A 25,859-nucleotide genomic window follows, 5' to 3' on the forward strand; every position below is an offset into this window, starting at 1 on the left:
GTCGGTCGGTGCTGGGGTCCCGGCAGCTCAGGCGGCGCCGGGCACCACGAGGGTCTTGATGCAGCCGTCGAGCTTGGCCGAGAACATGTGGTAGCCCTCGGCGATGTGCTCCAGCGGGATCCGGTGGGTGACGATGTCGCTGGGCTTGAGGTAGCCGTTGCGGATGTGCTCGAACAACCGCGGCCACTGCCGCTTCACCGGGCACTGGTTCATCCGCAGCGTCAAGCCCTTGTTCATGGCGTCGCCGAACTTCACGGCGCTGAAGAGCGGGCCGTACGCGCCCATCACCGAGATGGTCCCGCCCTTGCGCACCGAGTCGATCGCCCAGTTCAGCGCGATGGGCGACCCGCCCTGCAGCTTCAGCTTCGAGCCGGTCACGTGCTGGGTGAAGTTCCCGTCGGCCTCGGCACCCACTGCGTCGATGACCACATCCGCCCCCAGGTGGTCGGTGGTCCTCTTCAGCTCCACGACGATGTCGTCGTACTCCGCGAAGTTGACCGTCTCGGCGTGGGCGAACTCGCGCGCCTTGGCCAGCCGGTACTCCAGGTGGTCGACCACGATCACCCGTCCCGCGCCCATCAGCCACGCCGACTTCGCCGCGAACAGGCCCACCGGCCCGGCCCCCAGCACCACCACTGTGTCGCCCTCGGCGATGTCCCCGAGCTGGGCCCCGAAGTAGCCGGTGGCCAGGGCGTCGGTGCACAGCACCGCGTCCTCCTCCTCCATCCACTCCGGGATGATCGAGGGTCCGACGTCGGCGAACGGCACCCGCACGTACTCGGCCTGCCCGCCGTCGTAGCCCCCGCAGGTGTGGGAGTAGCCGTAGATCCCGCCCACCGCGGTGGCGTTGGGGTTGACGTTGTGGCAGTTGGAGTACAGGCCCCGGGCGCAGAACCAGCACGAGCCGCAGTAGACGTTGAACGGCACCATCACCCGGTCCCCGGGCTTCAGCCGCTCCACGGAGGACCCGACCTCGTGGACCACACCGACGAACTCGTGCCCGAAGGTCATCCCCACCCGGGTGTCGGGCATCATCCCGTGGTACAGGTGCAGGTCCGACCCGCAGATCGCCGCCCTCGTCACCCGCACGATCGCGTCGTTCGGGTGCTCGATCCGTGGGAGGTCCTTTTCCTCCACACGGATCTTGTACGGCCCCCGGTACACCATCGCCTTCATCAGGGCCGCCTCTGGGAGATTGCTGGTTTGGGCATCGAAATTCTCCTGTCCGGGCTTGTTCAGATTCCGGTGGGGTGGAGGACGACTTTGGTCCAGCCGTCTTCGCGGTTGTCGAAGTTCCGGTAGCCCTCGGGGGCCTGATCCAGCGTCAGTTCGTGGGAGACGATGAAGGACGGGCTGGCCTTGTCCCCGGCGATGAGGTCGCGCAGGGCCCGGTTGTATTTCTTCACCGGGCACTGACCCGAGCCCATCGTCTGTCCCTTGAACCAGTAGTTGCCGTAGTCGAAGGCCACCTGGCCCTGCTGGGCGAGTGTGTCGGGGGCACCGGGGTCCTGGGGCAGGAACACACCGACCACCCCGAGGCCACCGGTGAACCGGACGGAGTCCACCAGCCGGTTCAGGGTCAGGTTGGGGTGTTCGGTCCCGCCCGGGTCGTGGGCCTGGTAGCCGACGCATTCGCAGCCCCGATCGGCCCCGAATCCCATGGTCTGGTCCTTGACGAACTCGACCGGGTCCACGGCGGAGTCATCCACCGGGATGGCACCGATTTGTTCCGCCAGCTTCAGGCGGTCGCTGTGGCGGTCCACGACCATGACCTTGCCAGCACCTTTGATGATGGCCGAATACGCCGCCATGAGTCCCACCGGACCGGCACCATAGATGACCACGGAGTCCCCCGGGTACACCCCGGCCAGCTCGGTGGCATGCCAGCCGGTGGGGAAAATATCGGCGACCATGACGTAGTCGAGCTCTTTCTCCACGGAGTCCTCACCCAGACGAAGGCAGTTGAAGTCCCCGTAGGGCACGCGCAGGTACTCGGCCTGCCCGCCCTGGTACGGCCCCATGTCCGCGAACCCGTAGGCCGCCCCGGCGAGCTGGGGTTCAGGCTGCATGGTCAGGCAGTAGTTGGTGAAGCCGCGTTCGCAGTTCTTGCAGAATCCGCAGGCGATGTTGAACGGCAGCACGACGCGTTCGCCCACCTTCACCTTGCTCACCGCCGGGCCGGTCTCGACGACTTCCCCGAGATTCTCGTGCCCGAAGGTGCGTCCGGGTTCGAAGCTGGTGCGGCCCTCGTACATGTGCAGGTCCGAGCCGCAGATATTCGTCGCGGTGATCCGCACCAGCACGTCGGCGGGGTGCTCGATTTTGGCATCCGGCACCTCCTCGACGGCCACGTCGTTGGGTCCCTTGTACACCACTGCCTTCACGGTGAGCCTCCTCGGATCGATGCTGCAACGTAGATGACGCCGACCCCGCAGCCCCCTTCGCCCCTTTCGGCGACCCATCGAGGCAACCCGTCAACGCATAACCCGATCCTGCCCGTCACCGCAGGTCACCGCCAGGACACAATGCCTCCGGCACGTGAGCCAGGGACTAATGTGGCCGACCATGGAGCTGCGACAACTGCGGTACTTCGTGGCGGTGGCCGAGGAACGGCACTTTGGGCGGGCCGCCCGCAGGCTGCGCATCGCCGCCCCGTCGCTGTCCCAGCAGATCAAGGTTTTGGAACGGGACCTGCACGTCACGCTGTTCGAGCGCAGCCCGCGCAACGTGGTCCTCACCCCCGCCGGGGAGATACTGCTCGAGCACGCCCACATCCTGCTGGCTCGCGCCGACCGCGCCCGCACCGAGGTCCGCTGCGCCAACGGCCGCCACCGCCACCTCACCCTGCGCGTCGCCCCGGGCGTGGAGCACATCCTGGAAGGGCCCCTGGCCCGCCTGTCCGGGCCGGCCTCCGACCTGGAGGTCACCGCTGCGACCACCACCGACAGCGACGCGATCCGCGCGGTCCGGGACGAACACATCGACGCCGCCATCGTGTGGGTCCGCTCCGCACAGGACCAGGACCTCCCGGGGATCACCCTGCGCCACGTGCCGCTGCACCTGGCCCTGCCGGACGACCACCGGCTCGCTGCCGCAGAAGCAGTCCCGGTCACCGACCTCGCCAATGAGACGGTCGTGATGATCCCCCGCGAGCTCTTCACCGGTATCTGGGACCACCTCATCACCCACCTGCTCCCCGCCGGCCTGTCCCGTCCCGACCAGGTGCTCACCCCACCGAACCTCATCAACGCCCCCGAAGCCCTCCTCCGCACGGTCGCCGCAGGTCACGGGGTGGCACCGATCGCCCCGGCTGTGGCCGAGCACCTAGCGGTCCCCGGGATCGTCGTCCGTCCCCTCGCCCCGCCCCTGCTGGCTCCCCTCGAACTGATCTGGCACGACCCCGCCCACCCCGCCCTCCAGGACCTCGTCGAGCTGCTCGCCGACACCGAGGTGCGGGAACCAACTGCGACCCCCGCGGCCAAGGGCGCCAAACATCCAGGTGGCTTTGTCCCCACCGCACCCTCCACGAACACCACGCTTACATAGGCGGGATGTCCAGGCAGGTGCCCGGCCTTGGCGGAGGTTGCCACCGGTTGCGTCGAAGAGGCGGCCGACCGCGACGGACCTTAAGATTCGGGTTGCGGGGCCAAAAGGGGTGCCCCTGAGGGACGGGCTGGTGCGTACCCGAAGTGCACGACGTCGATCGCCCGGCCTATCCGGACTGCCCGAGGCTGGTCACCAGATTGATGGCCACAGCAATGACGAACGTCCCGAAGGCGTACGCCAGCAAGGCATGGCCCAAAGCCATGCGACGCATCGCGGTCGAGGACAGATTGGCGTCCTCGAAGGAGTAGGCCATCCCCACTGTGAAGGACACGAAAGCGAAGTCGCTGTAGGTCGGCTCCTCCGGCTGGTCGAAATCGAACTCGTGCTGCTGATCGTGGTAATACAATCTCGCCAGCTTGAACGCGTAGACCGTGTTGATCAGCGCCCACGACACCACCACGGCGGCCAGCGCCAAGATCGCCGACAGGACACCGACCGCGTCGGTTTGCTGCGACCGCATCAGCGCGAGCACGACGGCGACCAGACTCACGACGGTGGCTCCCAAGACCAGGGCATCCACCACGGTCCGGGCCTTTCCCTCGTCCCGGGCAATCGTGCGCGTGGTGTGCGTGTCGGCTCTCCAGTTCCGGGCCCACGCCCACACCAGAAACGTGAGTCCGGCGACGATCCAGGCGAGCAACCCGATGATCTCGGGCTCAGCGCCCCACAATGCGGCCACGACCGCCACCGCAACCCCCACCAGCGTCGAGACGAGAGCCTTGCGGTTGATGTGCGATTTCATGACGAGCTCCAAACCTCGTGGGGTGATGCAGGCGGCTCCAACCTGCCCGTCCAAGTCCCATGGGGCACATCTGCACCGATCCGGGTCATTCTCGGAGCTGCCAGAGTCACATGCATTGGGGGAACCGTCTCGGCTTTGCTGTCGTCTTCATACTGGCTGCGCCGCCGTGCGGGGTGCAACGCTTTGAGCGTGGTGAGTGTTCTCAACCTCGGTGAGGCGACGTTGCCGAGGCAGGAGTGCAGGCGCCGGTTTCCATACCAGTCCGCCAGGGGATGGTTGCGTAGTCGATATCACCGGTGGTCTTCAACAGCACGTTCACGAAGGCGCCCGGGCGGATGCACTCGGTCTGGCATAAACCGATGATGCACTCCACGATGCCGATGCCGTAGGCATCCCCCACCGCGCCGATCCAGGACGCCCAGCCCGGGGCCCAGGTGCTCGGTGAACCGCAGGGCCCGATATTGCTGCCCCTCGTCGGGATGATGGATCACCCCTTCGGGAGCACCTGGCTGTGGAAAGTGCGGCTCCACCAGCCCACCCGCCAGCAGATCAGCATCGAATCCGGCACCCGCCCACCCCGTATTGCTCCGATCAGCTCAAGGACCCGCATCAGCCGATCCACCCTGCAGGGCGCGACCCTCAGCCCGAACCGGCGCAGGTACGCGGTCATCCTCCGACACCCACCCCCGCGAACAGTCGGTCGCCACCCCCTCCTGCATCCGCAATGGGTACAGCCCGGCCGCGGACCCGGCGCCTGAGCACTACCCCCGTCCAGGGGCCGCTATGCGCACCGGCGGCCACGATCACCCGTACCTCTCCAGGGGCTGACGCACCGGACACAGTACCGATGCCCCGAAAGCGCAGCCATGCCCCGAAAGCGCACTGATGCCACGACGTAAGTTGTGCTGTGCTGGTGGGTTTCCCAGGATCATCTCCACGGAGGTGCCGCCGCGCCTTCAGGAACGGGTCCGGGCCCCAGACAAAGCCCGGACCCGTTCCGCCCCAAAGCATCGCTGGGCATAGCTGGGGAGAGCACCGGGAGACACCGGGGCACGACTTCCACGGGGATGTCGACGACTCCGCAAATCAGAGGGCCCCGGGACGGCGCGGGATCCCGGCTCGACAGCGCCGAGGCCAGGCAACGAACGGTGCACCGGGACCGTCCGTGGCGGACCGACACCGCAACATGCCCTTCTTTCCGGGACACCCAAGAACTTAGGATTTTGAAATGACTACTGTTGTCCGGTCCTCCTTCGCCACCCGGGATCCCAACGAGGCCACCGAGGCCCTGTCCCAGATCTACGGTGAGGTCCAGATTGGGTCCTCACCGGGGCGGGACTTCATGGTGGACGCGTCCTGGACGACCTTGGGAGCTCTTTCGACCCGACGCATCCGCTGGGCCGGGGCCCCGGCCCCGGTGCGGGTGGACAATCCCGGCTGGCTCAAGATCGGCCAGCTTCACGCCGGCCGCATGCCCCTGGGCCACGGGCGCACCGAGGTGCGTCCGGACCGGCAACCCTTCCTGTTCCCCGGGCAGTTCTTCGAAGGTCGCTGGGACAGCTTCGATGTCACCTCCGTGGTCCTGGAGGTCTCACCGGTGCAGGACTACGCCCGTCAGCTGCTCGACGACGAGGGTTTCCAGCTGCGTTTCACCGGCTCCGCCCCGGTCAACGGTGCCGCCGCCGACTTCTGGTCGGACACCGTGGTGCACCTCCAGCAGCAGGTGCTGATCAACGAGGAGGCAATGGGCTTCCCGCTGGTCCGCACCCAGGCCTTCCGCTCCACCGTCTCGGCCCTGCTGCACTGTTTCCCCAGCACCTTCCTCGACCGCACCGCCGACTCCCGCACCACCCGAGAGCTACCCGGGGCGGTCCGCCGGGCGGTGACCTTCATCGAGGAGCACCGACAAGAAAACTTCGGGGTGGTCGCAATCGCCGCGGCAGCACGGGTCTCCCCGCGAAGCCTGGTGGCAGCCTTCCGCAGGCATCTGGGCATCACCCCCACCGCCTACCTGCGCACCATCCGTCTGGACGCCGCCCACACCGAGCTGCTGGAGACGGACCCCACAATCGGGGCCTTCACAGTTGAGTGTGGGTAGGGGTTTTGCGCCAGGGCCGATGACCACCTGCTGCGAGCAGGGCACGTAGGCGGTAATTCTCGAAGTTCCGGAAGCCGCGTGCGATCCGGCGCATCGTCTCGATGACGCCGTTGATCGCCTCCGTGGGCCCGTTCGATGCCCCGGCGGTGTCGAAGTAGGCCAGGATCGCCGCCCGCCACCTTCGCAGGGTTCGTCCGAGTCGGGCGACCTCCGGGATCGGGCAGGCCGGGAAGGCGGCGAGGATCTCGGCGACCAGCCGCCGGCCGGCCTCGGGGCGGGCGTGGTAGATCGCGCGCAGCTTCTGGTAGCAGTGCCAGGCCAGCGTCACCTCGTGGTGCGGGTCCCCGACCGCCAGCTTCGCGTTCAACCTGCGAATCTGCTTCTCGGTCAGGTGTTCCACGCCGATCTGCAGGGTCCGGCGGATGCCGTAGAGCGGATCCCCGGCCCTCCCCCGGTGGCCCAGCGTCTCCTGCTGCACGCGGCGGCGGACCTCGTCGACGACCTGACCGCCGAGCTTGACCACGTGGAAGGCATCCAGGACGGTGATCGCCTCCGGGAGTTCGTCGCGAATGGCGTTGGCGTAGCCATGGAACGGATCCAGGGTCGCCGTGCGGATCCCGTCCGTAAATGCCTTCCCCTGGTCAGCCAGCCAGTCGCCGTAGGCCGCGCCGGTGCGGCCCTTGACCAGATCCAGCAACCTCGCCCGGGGCCGGCCGTGCTCGTCGCGGGAGTGATCGACGATCCCGGTGACCAGCCCGGTGCCCGGCGGACCCACGTGGGACCAGACGTGCTCGTCGACTCCCAGGGCGTTCACCCCGGCCAGCCGCTCCTCGGCGGCCAGCTGAGCCTGGATGACCGGGGCGACGGCGCCCCACACGGTGTTCCAGGCGACGCCGAGCATCTCGGCCAGTGCCGAAACGGCGATGTCGTGGGCGCGCAGTTGGGACACGGCCCAGGCGATCGCCCGGGTGGTGAGCTTCGCGCGCGGGGCGGCCAGTTCGTGGACCTCGCTGAAGGTCGTCACCTCGCACGCCGTCTCGTGGCAGCGGTAGCGGCGCTTGCGCCACACCACGCGCACGGGCACCCCGGCGCAGGGCAGATCATGCAGCAGCACCGGCACCCGGCCGTGGCCGACGGCGAGCACCCCGCAGGATGGGCAGCCCGCCAGCGACGACGCGGTCTCGACCAGAAGGGTGAACGAGGAGCGGTGACGCTCCACTGTGAGTACGTGGACGTCGGGCAGGTCGAAAAGCGCGCACGCCGGCGCGCAACTAGCATGGGACACGTCGAGGCCTTCGAGGACGGTTGGAGTAAGCACCCCCATCCTGGAGGCCTCGGCCTCTACCCAACCCCCGTGACACGCACCCGGCGCTACCGCTTACCCACACTCCTCTGGGAAGAGCCCACAATCGGAACAACTGTGCGAAGCGTCGCTCACCGCAGGGGATTCCCCGACCTGGGGAAGTTCACCGTCGACTACCGGCTCCAGCACGGCGAGGACCCCTCCAGCACCCTTCGACGCTGAAAAACCTACGACATACCACGCAGCCCCCGTTACGTTCGGCGGCGGTTCACAGAGTCGAAAAATGCTACGCCAACGAGGGGGAGAGCGGCCCCGATGGCGGCAACGAAGGCCGGGAGGAGAAAGCTCACGTTTGCCAGGACCACCAAGGCTCCGATGCCGGCAAGATTAGATGGTTGGCGTTGGCCCAATGCCCGTCGAATAAAAATGCCCCGGCCAGCAAGGAAAAGAGCTGGCCCACCAAAAAGAATGAGAACGGTGGCCAGATCGGGGCGGGCGACCGGATCGCTGATTACGAGTTGATCACCAACCGCCACCAGGATCAGACCTGCCAGTAACATAACCAAGGTGTTGCCCGCCAAAATACCGGGCCGAAATTGATCATTAACAGAAGCAAGCTTTTTCAGGATGTCCTGTTCGAGGCCATGGAAGTAGCACCACCAGATCGCGACACTTCCGGCCAAACTTACGGTCCCGGTCACAAATATCAGGGAGTCCCCCAAATTGCCCGCGATCGCCAGGCCGGTGGAAAGGATCGTCTCGCCGAGCGCGATCAGGTAGAACAACCCGAACCGCTCAAAAATCCTTTCTCCCGGGAGCGGGACCCGACTTCCTTCGGTTTTTTGGCCCGGCAACCGGTGCGCCAGCATATGGCCGCCCAGATCGATCGCGGCAGCGGCACCCCAGAACATCAAACGCGGCCCCGGATCGAAGAAGACGCCGGTAATCCAAAACGGCGCGCTCATCCATCCCCAGATCAGCGTGCGCACGAAATGGTTGTGGGTGATCCGGTCAAGTCCGACAGTGAGTATCCACGCACCTCGACCCAGCTGGACCAAGAGATAGCTCGCAGCAAAGAGCCAGCCGAAGGCGCCAAATGCTGAGCCGATTGAGGCGTTCATGAACAGTGTGACAAGCATAACGATCAGCAACATCCACTGCACCTCAAGCCGCGAAGTGTCCAGCAATGTAGCCGCCCAGGTCGTGTACACCCACACCTTATAAACCGCGAGAAGAAGCACAAATGTCTGGCCAGCCCCCACCCATGAAGGATGCTCCACCAAATGATGGGACAGCTGAAATAGTGCGAAAACAAAAACCAGATCGAAGAACAGCTCAAGGCGCGTAACCTGGCCTCCGGAGGTTACGGAACGCATCAGCGACCTAGCACGGAGCATCCGTATCCTCCACTGGGCTAGGAGCGGACGGACACCCCCTCCTGTTGTCGAAAAGACTGACGACGATCAGCAGAGAAGTCAAGGGGCCTTTATGAAGCATCCATATCCCCCATTCCGCTGCGACGACATTGAGGTGACGGCAGAGGCGTCGGGCGAGGTAGTGCTTGAGGCAGCGGCAGATCTCGCAGTCGGTTTTGTACTCTGCCCTGCGCCGCGTGGCAACGGTGCCGCACTAACTCCGCGGCGAACATGATGGCCGTGTCGTTGAAGCCGATGTGGCCGGCCGTGAAGGCCATGGCTGCTCCGTCGGTCGGGGGGTCATAGCGTGACGCTACCTGACCGGTGGCCAGATGGAGCGGCCGGCGCGGACAGCGCCAGATCCAAATTGTCCGGCCGATAGGGGGGCACTTCACCGCAAGAATTGTAGGGAGCACGCACGTCGCCACGTAGACGCAGACTTCTTCCCAACGTCGCTGAGCCCGCTCGTAGTGTTCGCCTCCAGCCTGCTCTCCACCAGGAGCGGACCCCGGGCGGGCTCCTGTTGCCGACGAGGCCAGCGGCAGGGCGGTGGGAATGGGCGTCAGCGGGGCCAGTGGCCGCGGAGGAACGTGACGCCGGCAGCGGCCAGGAGACCGCCCAGGACCAGCCAGGACGCTCCTCGCAGTGCTGCGCCCTCGAGGATCCGGAACACCCCGGTGAGAAGGACGCTGAGTACGCCCACGCCCAGGAAGAGCGTCATGGCAGTGAGCACCGCTTTGTCCGCTCCTGTTGGTGTGGCGCCGGTGTGGTCCTGTGCGATCGACTGCTGGCCGATGACCAGGACCGTGAGCGCGACCACGGCCATCAGGACACCGGCAGCGGCATAGCCGAGCTGGATCAGGTTGCCCACACCGATCGCGCCCACCGTCAGCAATCCCACGAGGACATAGGCCGGCACGTTGGGTCTGCGCATGTTGCCCTCCTCTCTGGGGGCTGGCCGGTCGTGGCGGCACCGGAGTAGCCAAGGCCCTCGGCCGCTGGAAGATCCTTGCCCTGGAGACCGTGTGATCTGCGTGTTTCTCCGGCAAAGGGGCCGGTGGGCGGATCCTCACAGTATTGCCCAGGACGGTCCCCCTGTCCCCGGATCCGGAAAAACAGGCTCGTCCTCCAACACGGGACGGGCCGCCGGTGTCGTGGCCGGGTGCCCGGGAGAACAGAGGCGTTCCACACCCCCGGGGAAGGTGGTGCCGCGCGGACCTCTCTCTGCGGCAGCACATCCCTTCGGACCCGGTGCTGGTGTTCGGCTGGTGCGGGCTCTGGAGGATCTCCGGGAGGCGGGGCAGCCTGCTGGCCGCCCCCGGGCCAGGGTGTAGAGGGCCCACAGCGCGGGGAAGACCATCGCCAGCCACACGGTGGACCACCGCAGCCGGTGCCGGTACGGGCCCAGGAGGAAGTCGGCGACCGCGTAGACGGGCAGCACGAAGTGCATGACCTTCGAGGACAGCGGTACCAGGAACAGGTGGCCGAACAGCTCGGCGTTGGCCAGCAGCACGGCGAAGACCGCCCCGGAGACCACCGTGTACGTGGTGGCCAGTGCCCGGAAGGCCGTCAGCCACACCGGCTCGGCCCCGCGGACCGCCGTGGACAGCAGGGCGAGCAGCACCGCCACGATCAGCAGGAGGGTGCTGTGGACGGTGAAGTAGCTGAACAGGTTGAACGCCGGGCAGGTGCCCGTGACCAGGGCGCAGTCCGCCCGGGCGAGCAGCGCCCAGAGGGCGACGACCAGGGCCGCGGCGCGGAGGACGAGGACGACGAACCGCACGGTGTCCCTGTCCTCGCCCCGACCGATGGCGCCCCGTCCACCGTGGAAGGCCTATGCACATGCCGGGCAGCGCCCGGTCGATGGCCACTATCGCCTGGGACAGCACCGCTGCGGCCACCAGGCACACGGCGGGGACGAACCAGAACGCCCCCGACGTCCGGTGCCACGACCCCGAGTGCCTGCCCATGGCCACAACGCAGGGCCCGCACCGTGCCGCCGCTCCACCTATCGGCCACCAGAAAGGCGAGGCACTCACCAGGTCCGGTCCTCGAAGCACCCAGCGGGCGGGTTTCTATCGATTGCGTACCGGTCCTATGCACGCCCCCGGCCTGCTCGCTGGGCATCCCCTGGATTCTTCCTCCCCGCCCGGCGCAGGGTCTTAGCGTGAAGACAGGGAACGGGCCCGGACCCGTTCCCGCCGCACCCGGCAGGTGGCACCCCCGCCTCCAGCCACCCCGACCTGCGACCAGCGACCACCGACCACCGACCACCGACCACCGACCAGGAACGATGATGATGTCCCACCACGACCGCCGGCCCCGCCGGGCCGCCGCCGCCGCAGTGGCGGTGGCCGCCTTCGGGCTCTCCGCCTGCGGGTCCGCCGACCCGTCCCCGGGTGCGCCCGCGGAGCAGCTGCTGGATCCAGAGACTCTGCCCACCGGGCCTTACGCCGGGGCCTACGACCAGGCCTTCGCCGCGGACCTCGAGCACTACGCCGAGCAGGAGGTGACGCTCCACGCCCAGGTGGGGACCGTCGTCAACCCCGTGGCCTTCACCCTCACCGCCCTCGAGGACACCGCCGAAAACACTGGTGAGGGCGGGGCGGTTGCCCCGTTGCTGGTGGTGGAGTTCGACGACACCCCCCCTGAGCTGCGCCCCGGTGATGCGGTCGAGGTCACCGGCACCGTTCATGAGGCCTACAACGTCCCCGACACCGAGGAGAACCTCGGAGACCCGCCGGGGCCGGAGGTGCTCGCCTCCTACGACGGCCAGCCCTTTCTCGAGGCCACCTCCGTGGACACCTCAACCCCCCAGGCCACAGCACTGCAGACCACGGCCCCCGCCTCCTGACCCGGTTGAGGCCACGCCGCTGGGGTCGGCGCGGTCGCCGACGCCTGCACGAACACCTACCCACGGAAACAGAGGATCACCATGGACATCACGACCCGCACACTCACCATCAGTGCCGCCGCCCTGCTGACAGCAGGCACCGTGGCCGGATGCACCTCGGAGACCGAGCTGACCCAAGCCGACCAGTCCACCATCCCCACCGAGGAGCTCATCGGAGACACCATGACCCTGACCAACGAGGTCCAGGAGGTCCTCGCCCACGGGATCATCACCATCGGGGAAGAGGACACCGTCATCATCGCCGACCAGCTCCCCGAGGACCTCTCCCCCGGCGACGACGTGGAGGTCACCGGCACCGTGGAGAAGCGCGACGTCTTCACCGTCAACGACCTGGAGGCCCTGCAACAGGTCACCGACCAGGAAACCGCTGAGTACTTCGTCGGCCGCGGCGAGGAACTGGTGCTCACCGACGCCACCGTCACCCGCACCGACTGACCCGCGGGGGCCGTCACAGGTCAGTCGGCAGGGGGCCCCGATCGAACGCCTCAATGAGTCGAACGGCGTTGTGGATCTGGGAGTCGGTGAATGTGGGCGGCGCCCACCCGGATCCTTGCCGGCGGCCCGATGTTTGGACACCGACTCGGTGATCCTCTCGCATTTGATTTCCAACTCCATCTGGCCCCGGGCAGCCATGACGGTGAAGACCATCGATCCCATCGGGGTAGGCGTGTCTACGACTCCCCCGCCGAGGTTCAGCACCGCATCCCCGCAATCCCGCACCCCTGCTCCGCAGCGCCTCGGCGAAGACCAGCCTGTTCTGCGTCGGCTGACCCACATCCGGGCCTGGACGACCAACTCGCTGGGGTCGTGGTAGCGCCATAACACGACATGCCATGCTTACGCAGATGCCGCTTAAACCGTCACGGTTCGCGCTAATAACGTCACACTTTCTTACACCCACTCGCTAGCATTCTTTGGAGCCTTCAGCTCCTCACCGAGTGGTATGCAGTGCTCTAGCCATTCTGACTCAGCGTTCGGATGGAGGCGAGATGCCGTTGCTGCGGCGCTACGGGTGGACTTCAATCTCGGGGATGGTGTTTCATGACCCACTCGGCCATTCGACGTTTCCGTCCTTCAATGAACTCCAGCGTCGCTTCCCGATACGTCACGTACTCCTCGGTTGTGGTCGGCGTCCCGGAACGCGTGAAGTCGTCGAACGGCAGGTAGAACCGCACCTCGTCATAGTCGGGCGTCACGAGGTCTTGAAAGTGGAAAAAGTCCACGAACTCCCTGAACCCGCCGAAGAGTGCGAAGAAGTCCGCGTAGGCGGTGATGACATCGGCGAGGGGGCTCTCCGGCTCTCCTTCGTAGTGGCGCCGGATGCACTCAAGGGTGAGGTCCATCCGGTCAGCGATGGACAGACGGAGCCCTCGTGCCGTGTTCATGGTGGGCCGGTCCTTCGTCCTGACGGGCCAGATCATCGCGCTGCCGATGGTGTAGGGCGGGTTCAGGTAGCGGGAGCGCTGGTCCTCGTCCAGCGCGGTGATGGCGTCGGCCAAGGACTTCGACTTCCGACGTGACCAGCGGGTGTAGGAGCTCGTGATGGCGTCGCTGCCGAGAACAAAGCTCGTGCCGTCTGCTTCATACACGAGATACGGTGAGAAAGCGCGCCCAGCGTGAAGCTGGAACGGCCGCCCGTCAGGGAGCGGCTTGCTCCACAGAAGCCGGTGGTATTGCCGGAGTGTGCGGCTGCGACGGTCGGGGTCCTGACCCGCCGGAGTGTCATCGCGGAAGTTGTAGTCGTCGTCAAACTCTCCAGGCTCTCCCATGAACTGAAATTAGCAGGAGCACCGACGTTGGTTTGATGCCCTCGACACGCTACCGGCCTTCGCCTCAGCGCAACCGCCCTCCTCTGCCGCGTAGGAAACGAGTACTGCGTCCACGGTCGCCAGACTGGGAGCTGATCCGGCCGCTCATGCCCGGGCGGCAGTCCCACCCGTTGCTCCAGCACCGGATTGCGGAATTGGGAGGGTCGGGACAGGAAGGATGCTCGAGTGCGATGCGTGCGCGGTCGGCCCCTTGGGCGCGTAGGTCTTGGTGCACGGGGGTCAGTCCGGCGGGAGCGGCGGCGTCGGCGGCGTCCCACCGGGTGACGGCCATCTGGTCCGGCACCGTGATGCCTGCTTGCTCAGCCGCACGCAGGCTCCGGGGGCGGGTTCGTCGCTCCTCGCCGCGACAGCAATGACGACGTCGTCGGAGGTGGCCTCCAGGAGCTGAGACGTGGCGGCCATAGGGCGAATTGCTGACCCCGTGGAGGGGCCGCAAGCCTTACCGCGTCGAGCGGAACGCCGTCTCGACCGGCTCGAGAAGGAACAGGCACGAGTTGGGCTCGTATTCGTCGACCTGGGCTGTGATGTCAAGGTTGGTGCCGACGCCGATCGTGTCGGGCATGGTGTCGGTGGAGTGCAGATCAATCGTGGTGTTCACGTCGCGGAACTGAAACGCCGGGCCGAATGCTGAGGTCTCGCTGTAGTCGCCCACGCCGATCAGAATGTCGTACCGCGTACTGGCGCCGTCATGGCTGTTCATCGCTGCGATATTCCCGTCGAATGCGATCGTCTGACCGCGGTACTTCTCGGCGAAGGCTGCGATGGAACCGTCGCAGTAGTCACCGAGGCCGAGGATCGCCGCAAGGTCCGCGTTGCTGTCAGGAGTGAGCACGACGCCACCGGCTTCGACCGACTCGGTGGGCGTCGGCTCCTGGGAAGGTCTTTCGCGTTCGGTGGGGGTGGTCTCGCTGGCGGAGGCTGCAGGCGTCTGTGCTGGCTCGGCGTGACTTTGCTCGCGGATGATCCCGTTCGCGATGAGAGCGATGACCAGGACCGCCAGTGTGCCACCGCCGATCACGGCGAGACGCCAGGGCGTCTTCGGCTTGGGCCGACGAAGGGTGATCTCCGTCTGCAGTTTTCCCCGCGACTGGGAGACGACCTCCCAGCCTTCCTTCTCCCATTTCGACACCGTCCGGGATTCAGCGCCGCGTATGGTCCGCACGGTTCTTGTCTCGTACTTGACGCCATCGTCGGCCATGCAGTGCCCATCTCCGTCCCAGCTGGCACCACGCCAGGCTGGATGAGCCTATCGGCTTCGGCAACCAGCCACCGCACCGCCACTGCTGCTGCAAGGGGTTAATGCACGATCAGGTGAAATTTGATCTGACGTGCTCGTAGGCAACCCGGAGGGATGCGGCAGGTGCCCGTAGACCAACCACGACGGACAAGGAGACCGGTGTTCAGGTCGAATCGCGTGGAATCAGAGGTGCCTGCGATGGTGCTTTACCCGGGGCTGCGAAAGCGCTCGGGCACCGTGTCGTTCAGTGAGAAGGGCCCCCACGCGTCGCTCTTGGGGAGGGTCTCGTCGATTTCGTGCCAGCGTTCCCATGCCGCTTGGCGCGTAACCCCAAGAGCGGTGGCGATCTCTGCCCAGGACAGGCCGGCCTTCCGTGCGTACTTCACAGTCGTGAGTTCGGTGTGGTCGCACGTCTGGCGGACCTGCTGGATAGCCATCAGGGTGGCGGTGACCTCTGCCTTCCAGCTCTGTGGGCTCGACATGGACGATCCCGTCGATCGAGGCCCCTTCATGGCCCTATGGACGGTCGGCCCGCCGCTGTATCTCGCCATAACGTCAGCGTGTCCTTACGACGGCACCCTGTCAAGGCACCTTGGCAACAGAGTCCCACGAGATTCAGCACCGCCCGTGTGTGAAGCGCCCGGTAAGGGAACCGTTACTGCAACATCGATTGCCTCTAGCGGGCCTTATGCCAACCAGCGTCACTGCGTACCTTCTGGATTCTTACGCCGCTTTCCGGGCTCGATGCCCCGGTTCGGTCAGGGGGTGGGCGCCGTGTTCTGTGGGGTTGTTTCGGCCGCTGGCCGGGCACATCGGGGGTGCTGCACGTGGTGATGGTGCCGGGAGCGGGTGTGGATGCTCGGCTGGCGGGAGCAGTGCCAGGGGATAGTTGCGAGAGGGGATCCGTTCCCAGGAGTAGCTGAAGGAGCCGCTCTCCCAGCGTTGCCAGGTGGGGCTCCACTCGAAGACCTGTCCGGTGAAGTCTGTCCAGCGACGGGTGCGGTGGGGTTCAGGATCGCCGGGGTGGATCGTTTCCGCGTGCAGGAGCGTCCTGGCATAGGAGTGGGCGGGTGCGCTTCGGTAAGCCTGTCGCCACCGGTGTTTTTCATCGTCGGTCAGGTCGTCCCAGGATGGTGCGCTGGAGCCCGCCAGGAGGATGCTGCGGTAGCGGGCAACGAGACCGTCCACGTCATGGGGCGCCGGGCGGACCGGTAAGGCTGCCGACATCGTCGCTGAGGCCAGGGGCGCATCGAGGCATCCCGGATGTTCGTGTGACCGGCTGTTCTGGGGCGTCGGGGTCGTCCGTCGCTCTGCTTGATGGGTGGCGGTGGGTCTCGTGCAGCTCTGGTTCAGCGTCATCGCCGAGGGTCCTTTACCGGAGAAGATTTGTGCGCACGTGCTCGGGCCAGGGGTGGGCGCGCTGACCGTCCGGGGAGAGGTTGACCACGGTGAAGGTGCCGTGGGCGGCCACGGTGGGCGGTTCCGGAAGTGTGTCGGGGAGGATGGCGGCTTCGAAGGAGAAGGTCATAGAGGTCCGTCCCAGCCTGGTCAGCTCCACGGTGATCTCCACGTCCTGGTCGAAGTAGATCGGGGCGGTGTAGTTCACCACCTGCTGGACGCGCGGGGCGCGGGTGAAGACCTCCAATAGATCGTGGTCTTTCCACCACGCGATCTCGCAGGCCTCGACCCAGCGCATGATCACGGAGTTGTGGTGGCGGCGTCCGGCGTCGGTGTCGATCCATTCCAGGGTGCGGGTGATCGTCTGGGTCACCGGGCGGGACGCTCCCGTGGGGGTCCGCATCTCGTCCAGGGGCGTGGTGGGTGCGTGGCTCACGTGGGATGTCCTCACTGGTCGTAGTAGGTGTCGCGCTGGTGGAAGGCCTCACGGGTCCCGGCTTGTTGGCGCTGCTTGAGGAAGTTGAACTCGTCGTCCTCGAAGCGCAGGTTGGTGCCCAGGGTGTGGCCCACGTAGCCGCGGGCGAACTGTTCGGAGCCGCCCAGGCTCTCCAGGGCCATCTGCCACATGGCTTTGCCCGTGACCAGAGCATCGCGCGGGTGCTGGGCCACCCGGGTGGCCCAGTCCTCCACGACCGCCTCCAGCTCGGCTTCGGGCACGCACCGGTTGGCCAGGCCCAGGGACTCGGCCTCGAGCCCGTCGAAGGCATCGCCCAGCAGCAGGATCTCCCGGGCACGCTTGGGCCCGTAGAGCAGGATTTGGGTGTTCAGGTGCCAGGTGTTCCCGGCCAGCCCGAAGCGCTGCTCGGCGTGGCTGAACCGGGCCGTGTCGGCGCAGATGACCAGATCGACCAGCTCGGCCAGGTACATCCCGGCGCCCGTGCAGGTGCCGTGCACCTGGGCGATCACGGGCTTGAGCGAGAAGTGGAAGGCCTTGTAACCCTCCCCCAGGCGGCGGTCGCGGGTGAGCCGGGAACGCTGGCTGGGCCGGCGCGGTGTGGTCCCGTCGGCCTGGGGCTCCAGCCCGTAGGAGCGCACCGCGTCGTTGTAGTCGTGGCCGGAGCAGAAGCTCTTGCCGTTGCCCCGCAGCACGATCACCCGGATGTCGTCGTCGGCTTCGGCCTCGTGCAGGAGCTCGACCAGGTCGTCCAGGTCCGAAAAGCGCAGGGCGTTGTGCTTCTCCGGGCGGTTGAGCACCAGGTGTCCCACCGGGCCCCGCTTCTCCAGATACACGGCTTCGTCGCTCATGCGCACTCCCTTCCCGAACCGGGGGACTGTCCCCACTTGCTCTAAAATACTACACTTAAGACTATTCAGTACCCTTAAATGTAAAACATCACGTTGTTGAGTCCCAGGAGATCCCATGAGCACCACGACACCGTCCACTGAGCATCCCCGCCCCCTTGCCGGGGTGCGGGTCATCGAGCTGGCGCACTGGATGGCCGGTCCGGCCGCCGGCGGGATCATGAGCGACTGGGGGGCCGAGGTGATCAAGGTCGAACCCCACGGCGGGGAGCCGATGCGCAACATCTGGGGGAAGATGGGCGCGAATCCCGATGCCCCCAACGGCGCGTTCATCTCCGCCAACCGCGGGAAGAAGTCCGTGGAGCTGGACGTGCAGTCCGAGGAGGGCCAGGACCGGCTGCACGAGCTGCTGGGCTCGGCCGACGTGCTGCTCACCAATCTGCGCCCCGGGGCGCTGGAGCGGCTGGGCCTGGCCCCGGCTCAGGTCGCCGACCGGCACGCCCACCTGGTCTACTGCTCCCTGACCGCCTATGGGTGGGGTGGCCCTGATCAGGACAAGGCGGGCTATGACCTGGCCTCCTTCTTCGGGCGCACCGGGATCGCCCACGAGATCACCACCCAGGGCACCCCCCCGGCGGCGCTGCTGCAGGGGCTGGGGGACACCTACACGGCCATGACCGCGGTGGCCGGGATCCTGGCGGCCCTGCACGAGCGTCAGAGCACGGGGCGGGGCCGGTTCGTGGAGGCCTCCCTGTTGCGCACCGGCATGTGGGCTCTGGCCGGTGAGCTGGGGGTGCAGGCCATGGGGGGCCATCCGCGCCCGCCGAAGCCGCGCGAGCAGTGCGGCACGCCGATGTACAACTCCTATCCGACCAGTGACGGGCGGTGGTTCTATCTGGTCGGGGTCCAGGCGGACCGGCAGCTGCCCAAGGTCCTGGCCGCCATCGGGCGCAGCGACCTGCTGGAGGACGAGCGGTTCGCCTCGGCCAGGGCGCTGTCGAAGAACCGCGGGGAGGTCATCGCGATCCTCGACGAGGCCTTCCGCCGGCAACCCCTGGAGCACTGGGGGGCGGTGCTCGATGAGCACGACGTCTTCTGGGCTCCGGTGCAGACCCCGGCCGAGGTCGTGGACGACCCGCAGGCCCACGCGATGGGGGCGTGGATCAGCGTGGACGGTCACCCCTCGGTGGACTCCCCGATCCGCTTCGACCAGCTCAGCCGCCGCGAGGCCCCCCGCCCACCCCGGGCCGGGGAGCACAGCGAGGAGCTGCTGAGGGCACGCGCTACTTGAGTCGGTGCGGCCCAGGGCCCACGGTCCCGGGCCGCAACGACCCGCCCAGCACAGACGTGCTCCTCCGAGGAACCAGCCAGAAAGGGCAATGACAAGGGGGCCGCATACCGATCACGGCATGCGGCCCCCTCCGTGCCCCACCGGGCGCTGCGGGGAGCGGGCTCAGCCCGTGGCGGGTGCGGGCCAGATCGTGGTCCCGCCGGCCTCGAGCCACTGCCGCTGCACCTCCCGGCGCACGATCTTGCCGGAGGCGTTGGTGGGGAGCTCGCCCTCATAGAGCCACCACCGGGAGGGGTGTTCGAAGCGCGCCAGCCGGCCTTGGACGGCGGCCAGGAGGGACGCCGGGGCGAGCTCCGCACCGGGGCGCAGGACCACGGCGGCACCGACCTCCTCTCCGAGGTCGGCGTGGGGCAGGGCGACGACGGCGACCTCGGCGACGTCGGGGTGGTCGTGGAGGACGTCCTCGACGTGGGCGCTGGAGATGTTCTCCCCGCCGCGGATGATGATGTCTTTGAGCCGGCCGGTGATGCACAGCCAGCCCTCGGCGTCGATCCGGCCCAGATCGCCGCTGGAGACCCAGCCCTCGGCGTCGGTCAGGGGTGTCTCGTCCCCGAGGTAGCCCTCGGTGATGGTGGGGGTGCGCACCTGGATCTCACCGGCGCCGTCGGCCTGGGGGTTGGCGATGCGCAGCTCCACCACGGGCAGGGCCCGGCCGACGCACCCGGGGCGCCCGGCGATGTCCTTGCCCGCACCGGCGGCCACGACCCCGCCGGCCTCGGTGAGCCCGTACATGCTGCTGCCGCCGCTGCGGACCCGCGGGAACCGCTCGGAGATCTGGCGCCGCAAGTCCGCCGAGGCCGGGGCTCCTCCCATGGGGATCGAGGACACCGAGGAGGTGTCGAAGGCCTCGAAGTCCGGATGCTCCAGCACCCGGCTGACCATGGTGGGGATGCATCCCCAGGACCGGACCTTCTCCGCCTCGATCAGCCGCAGCACCTCGGCGGGGTCGAACTTCCCGTCGAGGAAGACCAGTCGCCCGCCGGAGAGCAGCGTGGTCAGGCACACCTGCACCCCGGCCAGGTGGAACAGCGGCACCGTGAGCATGGAGACTCCCCCGGGCTTCTGCGCCGGGATCTCCTGTGGCAGCCGGCCGGTGAGGACCAGGATGTTCTGGATGTTGGCGATCACCGACCGGGCGGTCATCACCACTCCCTTGGGCTTTCCGGTGGTGCCGGAGCTGAACATGATGATCGACAGCGCCTCCTCGTCACGGGGCCACTGCGGCAGCTCCACGCGCCGCTGAACGTCTTCGACGGCCCGGCGCACCGTGGCGACCTCCAGGGTCGGGAAGCCCAGGCGCCGGTCGGTGATCACCAGGTCGGGTTCGGCGTCGGCCAGCACCTCCTGGGCCTCGGTATCCGCCCACCAGGCGTTGCCGAGCACGGCCACCGCGCCCAGGGCGTGCACGGCCCAGAAGCTGACCATCCACTCCACGGAGTTGAAGGCCAGCAGGCCCACCCGCGAGCCGGGTCCGACACCACGCTCGGCCAGCTCACAGGCCACCCGGGCCACGGCCTCCTCGTGCTCGCGGAAGGTCAGGCGGCGGTCGCCCTGGACCAGCAGTTCCCGCTCCGCCCAGCGGCGGGCGGTGAGCAGGAAGTCGGCCACCGCGGCGGGCCGCTCGGCGTAGGCGAGGCAGGGGTGGCCGTGGACCGTGGTCTTCTCGACCGCACGCCCCCAGGCGGGCGCGGTCGCCACCGCCACCTCGCTCATGACCGGCCCCCGCCCACAGGGGTGGCCGTCCAGCGGTTCTTCAGAGGAGATCTCATGTCGCGTTCCTTTCTCGCGGTGGGGCGCCGCAGCCGCCGAGCAGAGACGGAGCACCTCGAACAGCCCTAAATCTACACTATCTATGTTCAAGTCGTCAGAAACGTATAGTATTGGGGGTGTAGCCAGTCCGCTCGTCCGAGGAGTTCCCGTGCCACTGTCCGCCGTTCTCGAAACCCCCAACCAGCCCCTGACCCTGCGGGAGATCGATCTCGAGGAGCCCCGCACCGGTGAGGTGCGGGTCAAGATCGGTGCGACCGGGGTGTGCCACTCCGACATCTCCGTCTACACCGCGGTCCTGCCCAACCCGCTGCCGGCGGTGCTCGGCCACGAGGCCGCCGGGACCGTGACCGCCGTCGGGGACGGGGTTCAGGACCTCGCCCCCGGGGACCGGGTCGTGCTGACCTGGTTGGCCCAGTGCGGGGAGTGCTTCTACTGCCTCAAGGGCCAGCCGCAGCTGTGCGAGACCGCCGGGGTGGCCTTCGCCAAGGGCGCCCTGCTCGATGGCACCACCCGCTACTCGATGGACGGGGCCGGGGTCTTCCAGATGGCCGGGCTGGGCACCTTCAGCCAGGAGTGCGTGGTGCCGGCCCGGTCGGCCATCAAGATCCCCGACACCATCCCGCTGACCTCTGCCGCCCTGATCGGCTGCGGGGTGCTCACCGGCTGGGGTGCTGCGGCCAACACCGCCAGCATCGGCATCGGCGACACCGTCGCCGTCGTCGGCTGCGGCGGGGTGGGCCTGAACGCGATCCAGGGTGCACGCATGAGCGGGGCGGCCACGATCATCGCCGTGGACATGCACGAGGAGCGGCTCGAGCTGGCCCGCACCATGGGTGCCACCCACACCCTGCAGCCCGGGGACAACCTGCCCAAGCAGGTCCGCCAGCTCACCGGCGGGCGCGGCACGGACGTGACCCTGGAGGTCGTCGGACGCCAGGAGACCGTCCGGGACGCGGTGAAGATGACCCGGCGCGGCGGGGAGGTTGTGCTGGTCGGGGCCGGCGGGGACGACGTCTTCCTCAACGTCCCGGCCTTCAACGGCATGGTGATGTCCGAGAAGACCGTGAAGGGCTCCCTCTACGGCTCCGCCAACGTCAAGCGCGACGTGCCCCGGCTGGTCTCCCTCTACGAGGCCGGGCTGCTGAAGCTCGACGAGCTGGTCACCGAGCAGTTCGCCTTCGACGAGGTCAACGACGCCGTCCACTACTGCCTGGACCAGAAGGGCGCCCGGGCCGTGATGGTCCTGTAGCCGGCAGCACCCGAAGCGCACGAGGAGGGGTCGCGAGGATTGTCCTCGCGGCCCCTCCTCGTGCGCTTCCTCATGCGCTTTCTCATGCGCTTTCTCATGCCACGATGCCGTGCCATGGAGCCCTGGTTTGAGGCCAGGAGGAGGCCGGGAGGCCGCGGGCACCCGGACCTCTCGGCACATCGGTGCTCAGCGGAGGAGGGCATGAAGAAGGGGAGGGCGTCCCGACCCTCCCCTTCCCCATCACATGAGCAGGCCCTGACGGGTCCCCTCAGCTGCGGGTTGGCGTGTGCAGCACCTGGATCCTGGTGAACTCCTCCAGACCCCAGTGGCCGTTCTCCACGCCGATCCCGCTCCACTTGGCTCCGCCGAACGGGATGTCCGGGGAGAGCGCCAAGTGGTCGTTCACGAAGGCCGTGCCGGTGTGCAGCCGCTGGGCCACTTCCTGGGCGCGGCCGATGTCGGCACCCCACACCGACCCGGACAGCCCGAAGGTGCTGTCGTTGGCCCGGGCCACCGCCTCGTCCACGGTGTCGTAGGCCATGATCGGCATGACGGGGCCGAACTGCTCCTCGTCGACGATGCGCATGCCCTCGTGGACGTTGGTCAGCACGGTGGGCTCGAAGAAGTAGCCCTCCCCGTCCCAGGGGGCCCCGCCGGCGACAGCGGTGGCACCGGCGGCGAGGGCTTCCTCCACGAGCTCGGCAACGCGGTCGAACTGGGCTTTGTTCTGCAGGGGTCCCAGCTGGGTGCGCTCGGCCGTGCCCGGGCCCATCCGCACTACCCGGGCACGCTCGGCCAGCAGGTGCGCGATCTCGTCGTGGCGGGAGCGGGGCACGTAGACGCGCTTGATGCCGGCGCAGATCTGGCCGCAGTTGATGAACCCGCCCCAGAAGACGCCCTTGAGGATCTGCTCGGGCTCGGCGTCCTCGAGGATGATCGCCGCGTCGTTGCCGCCCAGCTCCAGGGTGAAGCGCTTGAGGTCCTCGGCCGCGGCGGCGGCCACCTTCTTGCCGGTGGCCACCGAGCCGGTGAAGCTGATCTTGGCGATGCCGGGGTGGGTGCTCAGCCGCGCCCCCAGCTCGTCACCACCGCTGACCACGCTGACCACCCCGGGGGGCAGGACCTGCTGGGCGAGCTCGCCCACGAGCAGGGTGCTCAGCGGGGTGTACGGGGAGGGCTTGACCACCACGGTGTTGCCGGCGCGCAGCGCCGGACCCACCTTCCAGCCCAGCAGCAGCAGGGGGAAGTTCCAGGGGGTGATCGCCGCCACGACGCCCAGCGGGCGCCGCACGACGCGCACCGAGACGTCCGGGCCGGCCTCGACGGTCTCCTCCGGCAGCGGCAGCTCCGCGGAGGCCCGCAGCCACCGGGCCGTCTCGGAGACCTCGTAGGCGGCCGCCCCCAGCGGCTTGCCCTGCTCGTCGGTGAGCACGGCGGCGATCTCCTGGACGTGCTCGTCCAGGACGTCGGCGAGCCGGCGCAGGGCGGTGATGCGCTGCTGCTCGTCGGCACCCCAGGCCGGCAGGGCGGCTTCGGCGGCCCGGACCGCCTCCTCCAGCTGCTGGGGAGTGCACTGCGGGGCGCGGGCGAACTCCGCGCCGGTGGCCGGGTTGATCACCCCGAAGCTGTCCGTGGAGGAGATGGCCTGGCCGTTGATGGTCATCGGATAGGTCCCGGTGAGGGTGGTGGAGGAGGTCATGGGATCCCGCCTGTTCGGGCCGCGGGTGCGGCGCGCCGTCAGTTCCTCCACACATTACAGAACTAATGTTCCATTTGCTATATTTGTACAACAAGCGATGACGGTGCAGGACGCTCCGCCCGCAACCACCGGAGGAACAGTCATGGAACTGAAGGTCACCAAGTACGAGGTCGCCGACAACGGGATCGCCACCGTGTGGTTCGCCCGGCCGGGCCGGGCGAACTCCTGGACCGGGCGGATGCACGATGAGTACCGGTGGATCTGCGCCGAGCTCGACGCCGATCCTGCGGTCCGGGTCATCGTCGTCACCGGGGAGGCTCCGGTCTTCTGCGGCGGGGCCGACTTCAAGGCCCTGGCGCACTACACGAAGACCGACCACTACGACCCGGCCCTGTCCGTTCAAGCGCGCACCCCCGGTTACGGGGTCGACGAGGCCTACGACGCCGACATGGCCTGGCAGCTGGGGATGAGCAAGCCCATGATCGCCGCCGTCAACGGCGCGTGTGCGGGGATCGCGGTGGCCATCGCCGCCTTCTGCGATCTGCGCTTCGCGGTGGCCGAGGCCAAGATCACCACGGTGGCCCCCAAGATCGGGTTGCCGGCCGAGTACGGGCTGTCCTGGATCCTGCCCCGGCTCATGGGTGTCACCCACGCCGCGGACCTGGTCCTCACCGGTCGGGTCGCCACGGCCCGGGAGCTGGAGCACACGGGGCTGTTCAACCAGGTCCTGCCGCAGGAGGGGTTCATGGACGCGGTCTACGACTACGCCCGGCTCTTCCTGGCCACCTCCCCCACCGCGGTGACCACCGCCAAGCGCCAGCTGTGGGGCGACCTGATGCAGCCCAGCCCCCGCGTGGCGGTGGAGGCCAGCAAGGAGGAGATCGGCCGCCACATGCAGCTGCCCGACTACCGGGAAGGGGTCGCGGCTATGATGGAACGGCGTCTGCCGACCTTCGGGACGGCCCAGAACCCCGTGTCCTCCCAGGTGGGCTGAGCGGTGGCCGGCCCCGGATCGGCGCAGAGAGCCTGCACGACGCCTACAGCGGGGAGGCGATCCGGCCGATGACCGATATCCAGGAGGCCGTGGACACCCCCGCTCCCCACATGCCGCTGTCGTTCTCCCCCAGCGCCCGGAGCCTGCTGCGGACGGTGCTGGGCGAGATGGTCTGGAAGGCCGGGCGCGACGGCGCCTGGACCGCCTCCATCGTGGAGACCCTGGGACATCTCGGGGTGGCCGAGCAGGCGGCCCGCCAGGCGATCGCCCGGGCTGCGGCCGCCGGGTGGATCGAGCAGGAACGCCACGGCCGTTCCGTGCGGTGGCGGCTGACCCCGAGGGCCAATCAGATGTTCCGTGAGGGCAGCGCCCGCATCCGCTCCCTGGCCGACCCCTTCGGCGACTGGGACGGGCAGTGGGCGCTGCTGCTCATCACCATTCCGCACACCCACCGGGCGGCGCGCAAGAAGCTCTACGCCGGACTGGGCTGGGCCGGGTTCGGCAATCCCGCCCCCGGGGTGTGGATCAGCCCCCACCCCGGGCGGACAGCCGACGTGGCGGGGCTGATCGCCGAGCTGGATTTGGCCGACAACACGATGTCACTGATCGGGCACCCGGGAACCGTGGGCCTGTCCACCGAAGAAGTCATCCACCGCGCCTGGGACCTGGAGGAGCTGCGGGTCCGGTACGAGCGGTTCCTGGAGTGGCTGCCCGAGACCACCCCGGCCACGGACGCTGAGCTGCTGCGCCAGCACCTGCTGGTGACCGCGGCCCTGCAGCGGGTCCCGGCCGAGGACCCGCAGCTGCCCGAGGCCGTGCTGCCGGGGTGGATCGGCCGCCGCGTGGCCGCCCGCTGCGAGGAGCTGCGCCACCAGTGGCAATCCGACGTCCAGGAGACCTGGCGACAGCTCGAGGAACAGTCCCAGCTCTGAGACCCCACCCCATGGCTCAG

General features: G+C 67.9%; 23 protein-coding genes and 1 pseudogene. 8 read left to right on the top strand and 16 right to left on the bottom strand.

What is annotated here, in order from left to right; genetic code table 11:
- Positions 1–27: 27 nt before the first annotated feature.
- Together IEW07_RS11955 and IEW07_RS11960 are read right to left on the bottom strand one after the other, a co-directional pair.
- Entirely contained in the window at positions 28–1,176 is a 1,149-nt protein-coding gene (locus tag IEW07_RS11955) for a zinc-dependent alcohol dehydrogenase (RefSeq protein WP_188537526.1), read from the bottom strand.
- Positions 1,177–1,235: 59 nt separating this feature from the next.
- Positions 1,236–2,351, bottom strand: a complete 1,116-nt coding sequence (locus IEW07_RS11960; protein WP_229741812.1) for a glutathione-independent formaldehyde dehydrogenase — start codon at positions 2,349–2,351, stop codon at positions 1,236–1,238.
- Between the two features lie 214 nt (positions 2,352–2,565).
- Between IEW07_RS11960 and IEW07_RS11965 the strand changes: the two genes are divergently transcribed.
- Positions 2,566–3,546 (top strand): LysR family transcriptional regulator, encoded by a 981-nt coding sequence (locus IEW07_RS11965; protein WP_188537530.1) that lies wholly within the window; start codon positions 2,566–2,568, stop codon positions 3,544–3,546.
- 166 nt (positions 3,547–3,712) lie between these two features.
- Here IEW07_RS11965 and IEW07_RS11970 read toward each other — a convergent pair whose 3' ends face one another.
- Both IEW07_RS11970 and IEW07_RS21755 read right to left on the bottom strand, forming a co-directional pair.
- Positions 3,713–4,348 carry a DUF1345 domain-containing protein gene (locus tag IEW07_RS11970; RefSeq protein ID WP_188537532.1) on the bottom strand — a complete coding sequence of 212 codons (636 nt, stop codon included), beginning with the start codon at positions 4,346–4,348 and terminating at the stop codon, positions 3,713–3,715.
- A gap of 487 nt (positions 4,349–4,835) precedes the next feature.
- Complete coding sequence (locus IEW07_RS21755) at positions 4,836–5,018, bottom strand: hypothetical protein (protein ID WP_188537534.1); 183 nt, start codon at positions 5,016–5,018, stop codon at positions 4,836–4,838.
- A gap of 558 nt (positions 5,019–5,576) precedes the next feature.
- Here IEW07_RS21755 and IEW07_RS11980 point away from each other — a divergent pair.
- Entirely contained in the window at positions 5,577–6,446 is an 870-nt protein-coding gene (locus IEW07_RS11980) for a helix-turn-helix domain-containing protein (RefSeq protein WP_188537535.1), read from the top strand.
- Here IEW07_RS11980 and IEW07_RS11985 read toward each other — a convergent pair.
- From IEW07_RS11985 to IEW07_RS12000, 4 genes are all read right to left on the bottom strand, one after another.
- Positions 6,427–7,764, bottom strand: a complete 1,338-nt coding sequence (locus tag IEW07_RS11985) for an ISL3 family transposase (RefSeq protein WP_188537537.1) — start codon at positions 7,762–7,764, stop codon at positions 6,427–6,429. The genes IEW07_RS11980 and IEW07_RS11985 overlap by 20 nt on opposite strands.
- Before the next feature lie 236 nt (positions 7,765–8,000).
- Positions 8,001–9,125 carry a low temperature requirement protein A gene (locus tag IEW07_RS11990; protein ID WP_229741813.1) on the bottom strand — a complete coding sequence of 375 codons (1,125 nt, stop codon included), beginning with the start codon at positions 9,123–9,125 and terminating at the stop codon, positions 8,001–8,003.
- A gap of 601 nt (positions 9,126–9,726) precedes the next feature.
- On the bottom strand, positions 9,727–10,098 hold the full coding sequence (locus IEW07_RS11995; RefSeq protein WP_188537541.1) for a hypothetical protein: 372 nt from the start codon (positions 10,096–10,098) through the stop codon (positions 9,727–9,729).
- A 135-nt stretch (positions 10,099–10,233) separates the two neighbouring features.
- Complete coding sequence (locus IEW07_RS12000; RefSeq protein WP_188537543.1) at positions 10,234–10,947, bottom strand: Pr6Pr family membrane protein; 714 nt, start codon at positions 10,945–10,947, stop codon at positions 10,234–10,236.
- 510 nt (positions 10,948–11,457) lie between these two features.
- Here IEW07_RS12000 and IEW07_RS12005 point away from each other — a divergent pair.
- Both IEW07_RS12005 and IEW07_RS12010 read left to right on the top strand, forming a co-directional pair.
- Entirely contained in the window at positions 11,458–12,018 is a 561-nt protein-coding gene (locus IEW07_RS12005; protein WP_188537545.1) for a hypothetical protein, read from the top strand.
- 81 nt (positions 12,019–12,099) lie between these two features.
- Positions 12,100–12,513 (top strand): hypothetical protein, encoded by a 414-nt coding sequence (locus tag IEW07_RS12010; protein WP_188537547.1) that lies wholly within the window; start codon positions 12,100–12,102, stop codon positions 12,511–12,513.
- Positions 12,514–12,562: 49 nt separating this feature from the next.
- Here the strand turns inward: IEW07_RS12010 and IEW07_RS21015 are convergent.
- From IEW07_RS21015 to IEW07_RS12035, 6 genes and pseudogenes are all read right to left on the bottom strand, one after another.
- A pseudogene (locus IEW07_RS21015) lies at positions 12,563–12,853 on the bottom strand (recombinase family protein); the annotation flags it as partial.
- Between the two features lie 244 nt (positions 12,854–13,097).
- Positions 13,098–13,847 carry a DUF6994 family protein gene (locus IEW07_RS12015; RefSeq protein ID WP_188537549.1) on the bottom strand — a complete coding sequence of 250 codons (750 nt, stop codon included), beginning with the start codon at positions 13,845–13,847 and terminating at the stop codon, positions 13,098–13,100.
- A gap of 499 nt (positions 13,848–14,346) precedes the next feature.
- A complete protein-coding gene (locus tag IEW07_RS12020) occupies positions 14,347–15,105 on the bottom strand; it encodes a DUF4839 domain-containing protein (RefSeq protein ID WP_188537550.1) in 759 nt (252 codons plus the stop codon).
- Between the two features lie 245 nt (positions 15,106–15,350).
- Positions 15,351–15,626 carry a helix-turn-helix domain-containing protein gene (locus IEW07_RS12025; protein WP_188537552.1) on the bottom strand — a complete coding sequence of 92 codons (276 nt, stop codon included), beginning with the start codon at positions 15,624–15,626 and terminating at the stop codon, positions 15,351–15,353.
- Positions 15,627–16,516: 890 nt separating this feature from the next.
- Positions 16,517–16,978 carry an acyl-CoA thioesterase gene (locus IEW07_RS12030; protein WP_188537554.1) on the bottom strand — a complete coding sequence of 154 codons (462 nt, stop codon included), beginning with the start codon at positions 16,976–16,978 and terminating at the stop codon, positions 16,517–16,519.
- Positions 16,979–16,989: 11 nt separating this feature from the next.
- A complete protein-coding gene (locus IEW07_RS12035) occupies positions 16,990–17,847 on the bottom strand; it encodes an enoyl-CoA hydratase/isomerase family protein (protein ID WP_188537556.1) in 858 nt (285 codons plus the stop codon).
- Positions 17,848–17,962: 115 nt separating this feature from the next.
- Here IEW07_RS12035 and IEW07_RS12040 point away from each other — a divergent pair, with 115 nt between their 5' ends.
- Complete coding sequence (locus tag IEW07_RS12040) at positions 17,963–19,135, top strand: CaiB/BaiF CoA transferase family protein (RefSeq protein WP_188537558.1); 1,173 nt, start codon at positions 17,963–17,965, stop codon at positions 19,133–19,135.
- A 162-nt stretch (positions 19,136–19,297) separates the two neighbouring features.
- Here IEW07_RS12040 and IEW07_RS12045 read toward each other — a convergent pair whose 3' ends face one another.
- Complete coding sequence (locus tag IEW07_RS12045; protein ID WP_188537560.1) at positions 19,298–20,908, bottom strand: class I adenylate-forming enzyme family protein; 1,611 nt, start codon at positions 20,906–20,908, stop codon at positions 19,298–19,300.
- Positions 20,909–21,113: 205 nt separating this feature from the next.
- Between IEW07_RS12045 and IEW07_RS12050 the strand changes: the two genes are divergently transcribed.
- Positions 21,114–22,214 (top strand): Zn-dependent alcohol dehydrogenase, encoded by a 1,101-nt coding sequence (locus IEW07_RS12050; RefSeq protein ID WP_188537562.1) that lies wholly within the window; start codon positions 21,114–21,116, stop codon positions 22,212–22,214.
- A gap of 268 nt (positions 22,215–22,482) precedes the next feature.
- On the opposite strand, the gene IEW07_RS12055 is transcribed toward IEW07_RS12050, so the two are convergent.
- Positions 22,483–23,913 (bottom strand): aldehyde dehydrogenase family protein, encoded by a 1,431-nt coding sequence (locus IEW07_RS12055; RefSeq protein WP_229741814.1) that lies wholly within the window; start codon positions 23,911–23,913, stop codon positions 22,483–22,485.
- Positions 23,914–24,055: 142 nt separating this feature from the next.
- Between IEW07_RS12055 and IEW07_RS12060 the strand changes: the two genes are divergently transcribed.
- Together IEW07_RS12060 and IEW07_RS12065 are read left to right on the top strand one after the other, a co-directional pair.
- Positions 24,056–24,907, top strand: coding sequence for an enoyl-CoA hydratase-related protein (locus IEW07_RS12060; RefSeq protein ID WP_188537564.1), 852 nt, complete (start codon positions 24,056–24,058; stop codon positions 24,905–24,907).
- 68 nt (positions 24,908–24,975) lie between these two features.
- Positions 24,976–25,839 carry a PaaX family transcriptional regulator gene (locus tag IEW07_RS12065; protein ID WP_188537566.1) on the top strand — a complete coding sequence of 288 codons (864 nt, stop codon included), beginning with the start codon at positions 24,976–24,978 and terminating at the stop codon, positions 25,837–25,839.
- The last annotated feature ends 20 nt before the right edge of the window (positions 25,840–25,859 follow it).

The sequence above is a fragment of the Kocuria dechangensis genome, assembly GCF_014636775.1.
GTDB lineage: Bacteria > Actinomycetota > Actinomycetes > Actinomycetales > Micrococcaceae > Kocuria > Kocuria dechangensis.

Coding starts and splice junctions, on each gene's coding strand:
- IEW07_RS12045 (WP_188537560.1), bottom strand. CDS start 20,908: ATGAGCGAGGTGGCGGTGGCGACCGCGCCCGCCTGGGGGCGTGCGGTC.
- IEW07_RS12015 (WP_188537549.1), bottom strand. CDS start 13,847: ATGGGAGAGCCTGGAGAGTTTGACGACGACTACAACTTCCGCGATGAC.
- IEW07_RS12025 (WP_188537552.1), bottom strand. CDS start 15,626: ATGTCGAGCCCACAGAGCTGGAAGGCAGAGGTCACCGCCACCCTGATG.
- IEW07_RS11995 (WP_188537541.1), bottom strand. CDS start 10,098: ATGCGCAGACCCAACGTGCCGGCCTATGTCCTCGTGGGATTGCTGACG.
- IEW07_RS12035 (WP_188537556.1), bottom strand. CDS start 17,847: ATGAGCGACGAAGCCGTGTATCTGGAGAAGCGGGGCCCGGTGGGACAC.
- IEW07_RS12010 (WP_188537547.1), top strand. CDS start 12,100: ATGGACATCACGACCCGCACACTCACCATCAGTGCCGCCGCCCTGCTG.
- IEW07_RS12065 (WP_188537566.1), top strand. CDS start 24,976: ATGACCGATATCCAGGAGGCCGTGGACACCCCCGCTCCCCACATGCCG.
- IEW07_RS12005 (WP_188537545.1), top strand. CDS start 11,458: ATGATGATGTCCCACCACGACCGCCGGCCCCGCCGGGCCGCCGCCGCC.
- IEW07_RS12020 (WP_188537550.1), bottom strand. CDS start 15,105: ATGGCCGACGATGGCGTCAAGTACGAGACAAGAACCGTGCGGACCATA.
- IEW07_RS12040 (WP_188537558.1), top strand. CDS start 17,963: ATGAGCACCACGACACCGTCCACTGAGCATCCCCGCCCCCTTGCCGGG.
- IEW07_RS21755 (WP_188537534.1), bottom strand. CDS start 5,018: ATGACCGCGTACCTGCGCCGGTTCGGGCTGAGGGTCGCGCCCTGCAGG.
- IEW07_RS11990 (WP_229741813.1), bottom strand. CDS start 9,125: ATGCGTTCCGTAACCTCCGGAGGCCAGGTTACGCGCCTTGAGCTGTTC.
- IEW07_RS12060 (WP_188537564.1), top strand. CDS start 24,056: ATGGAACTGAAGGTCACCAAGTACGAGGTCGCCGACAACGGGATCGCC.
- IEW07_RS12055 (WP_229741814.1), bottom strand. CDS start 23,913: ATGACCTCCTCCACCACCCTCACCGGGACCTATCCGATGACCATCAAC.
- IEW07_RS11970 (WP_188537532.1), bottom strand. CDS start 4,348: ATGAAATCGCACATCAACCGCAAGGCTCTCGTCTCGACGCTGGTGGGG.
- IEW07_RS11980 (WP_188537535.1), top strand. CDS start 5,577: ATGACTACTGTTGTCCGGTCCTCCTTCGCCACCCGGGATCCCAACGAG.
- IEW07_RS11965 (WP_188537530.1), top strand. CDS start 2,566: ATGGAGCTGCGACAACTGCGGTACTTCGTGGCGGTGGCCGAGGAACGG.
- IEW07_RS11955 (WP_188537526.1), bottom strand. CDS start 1,176: ATGAAGGCGATGGTGTACCGGGGGCCGTACAAGATCCGTGTGGAGGAA.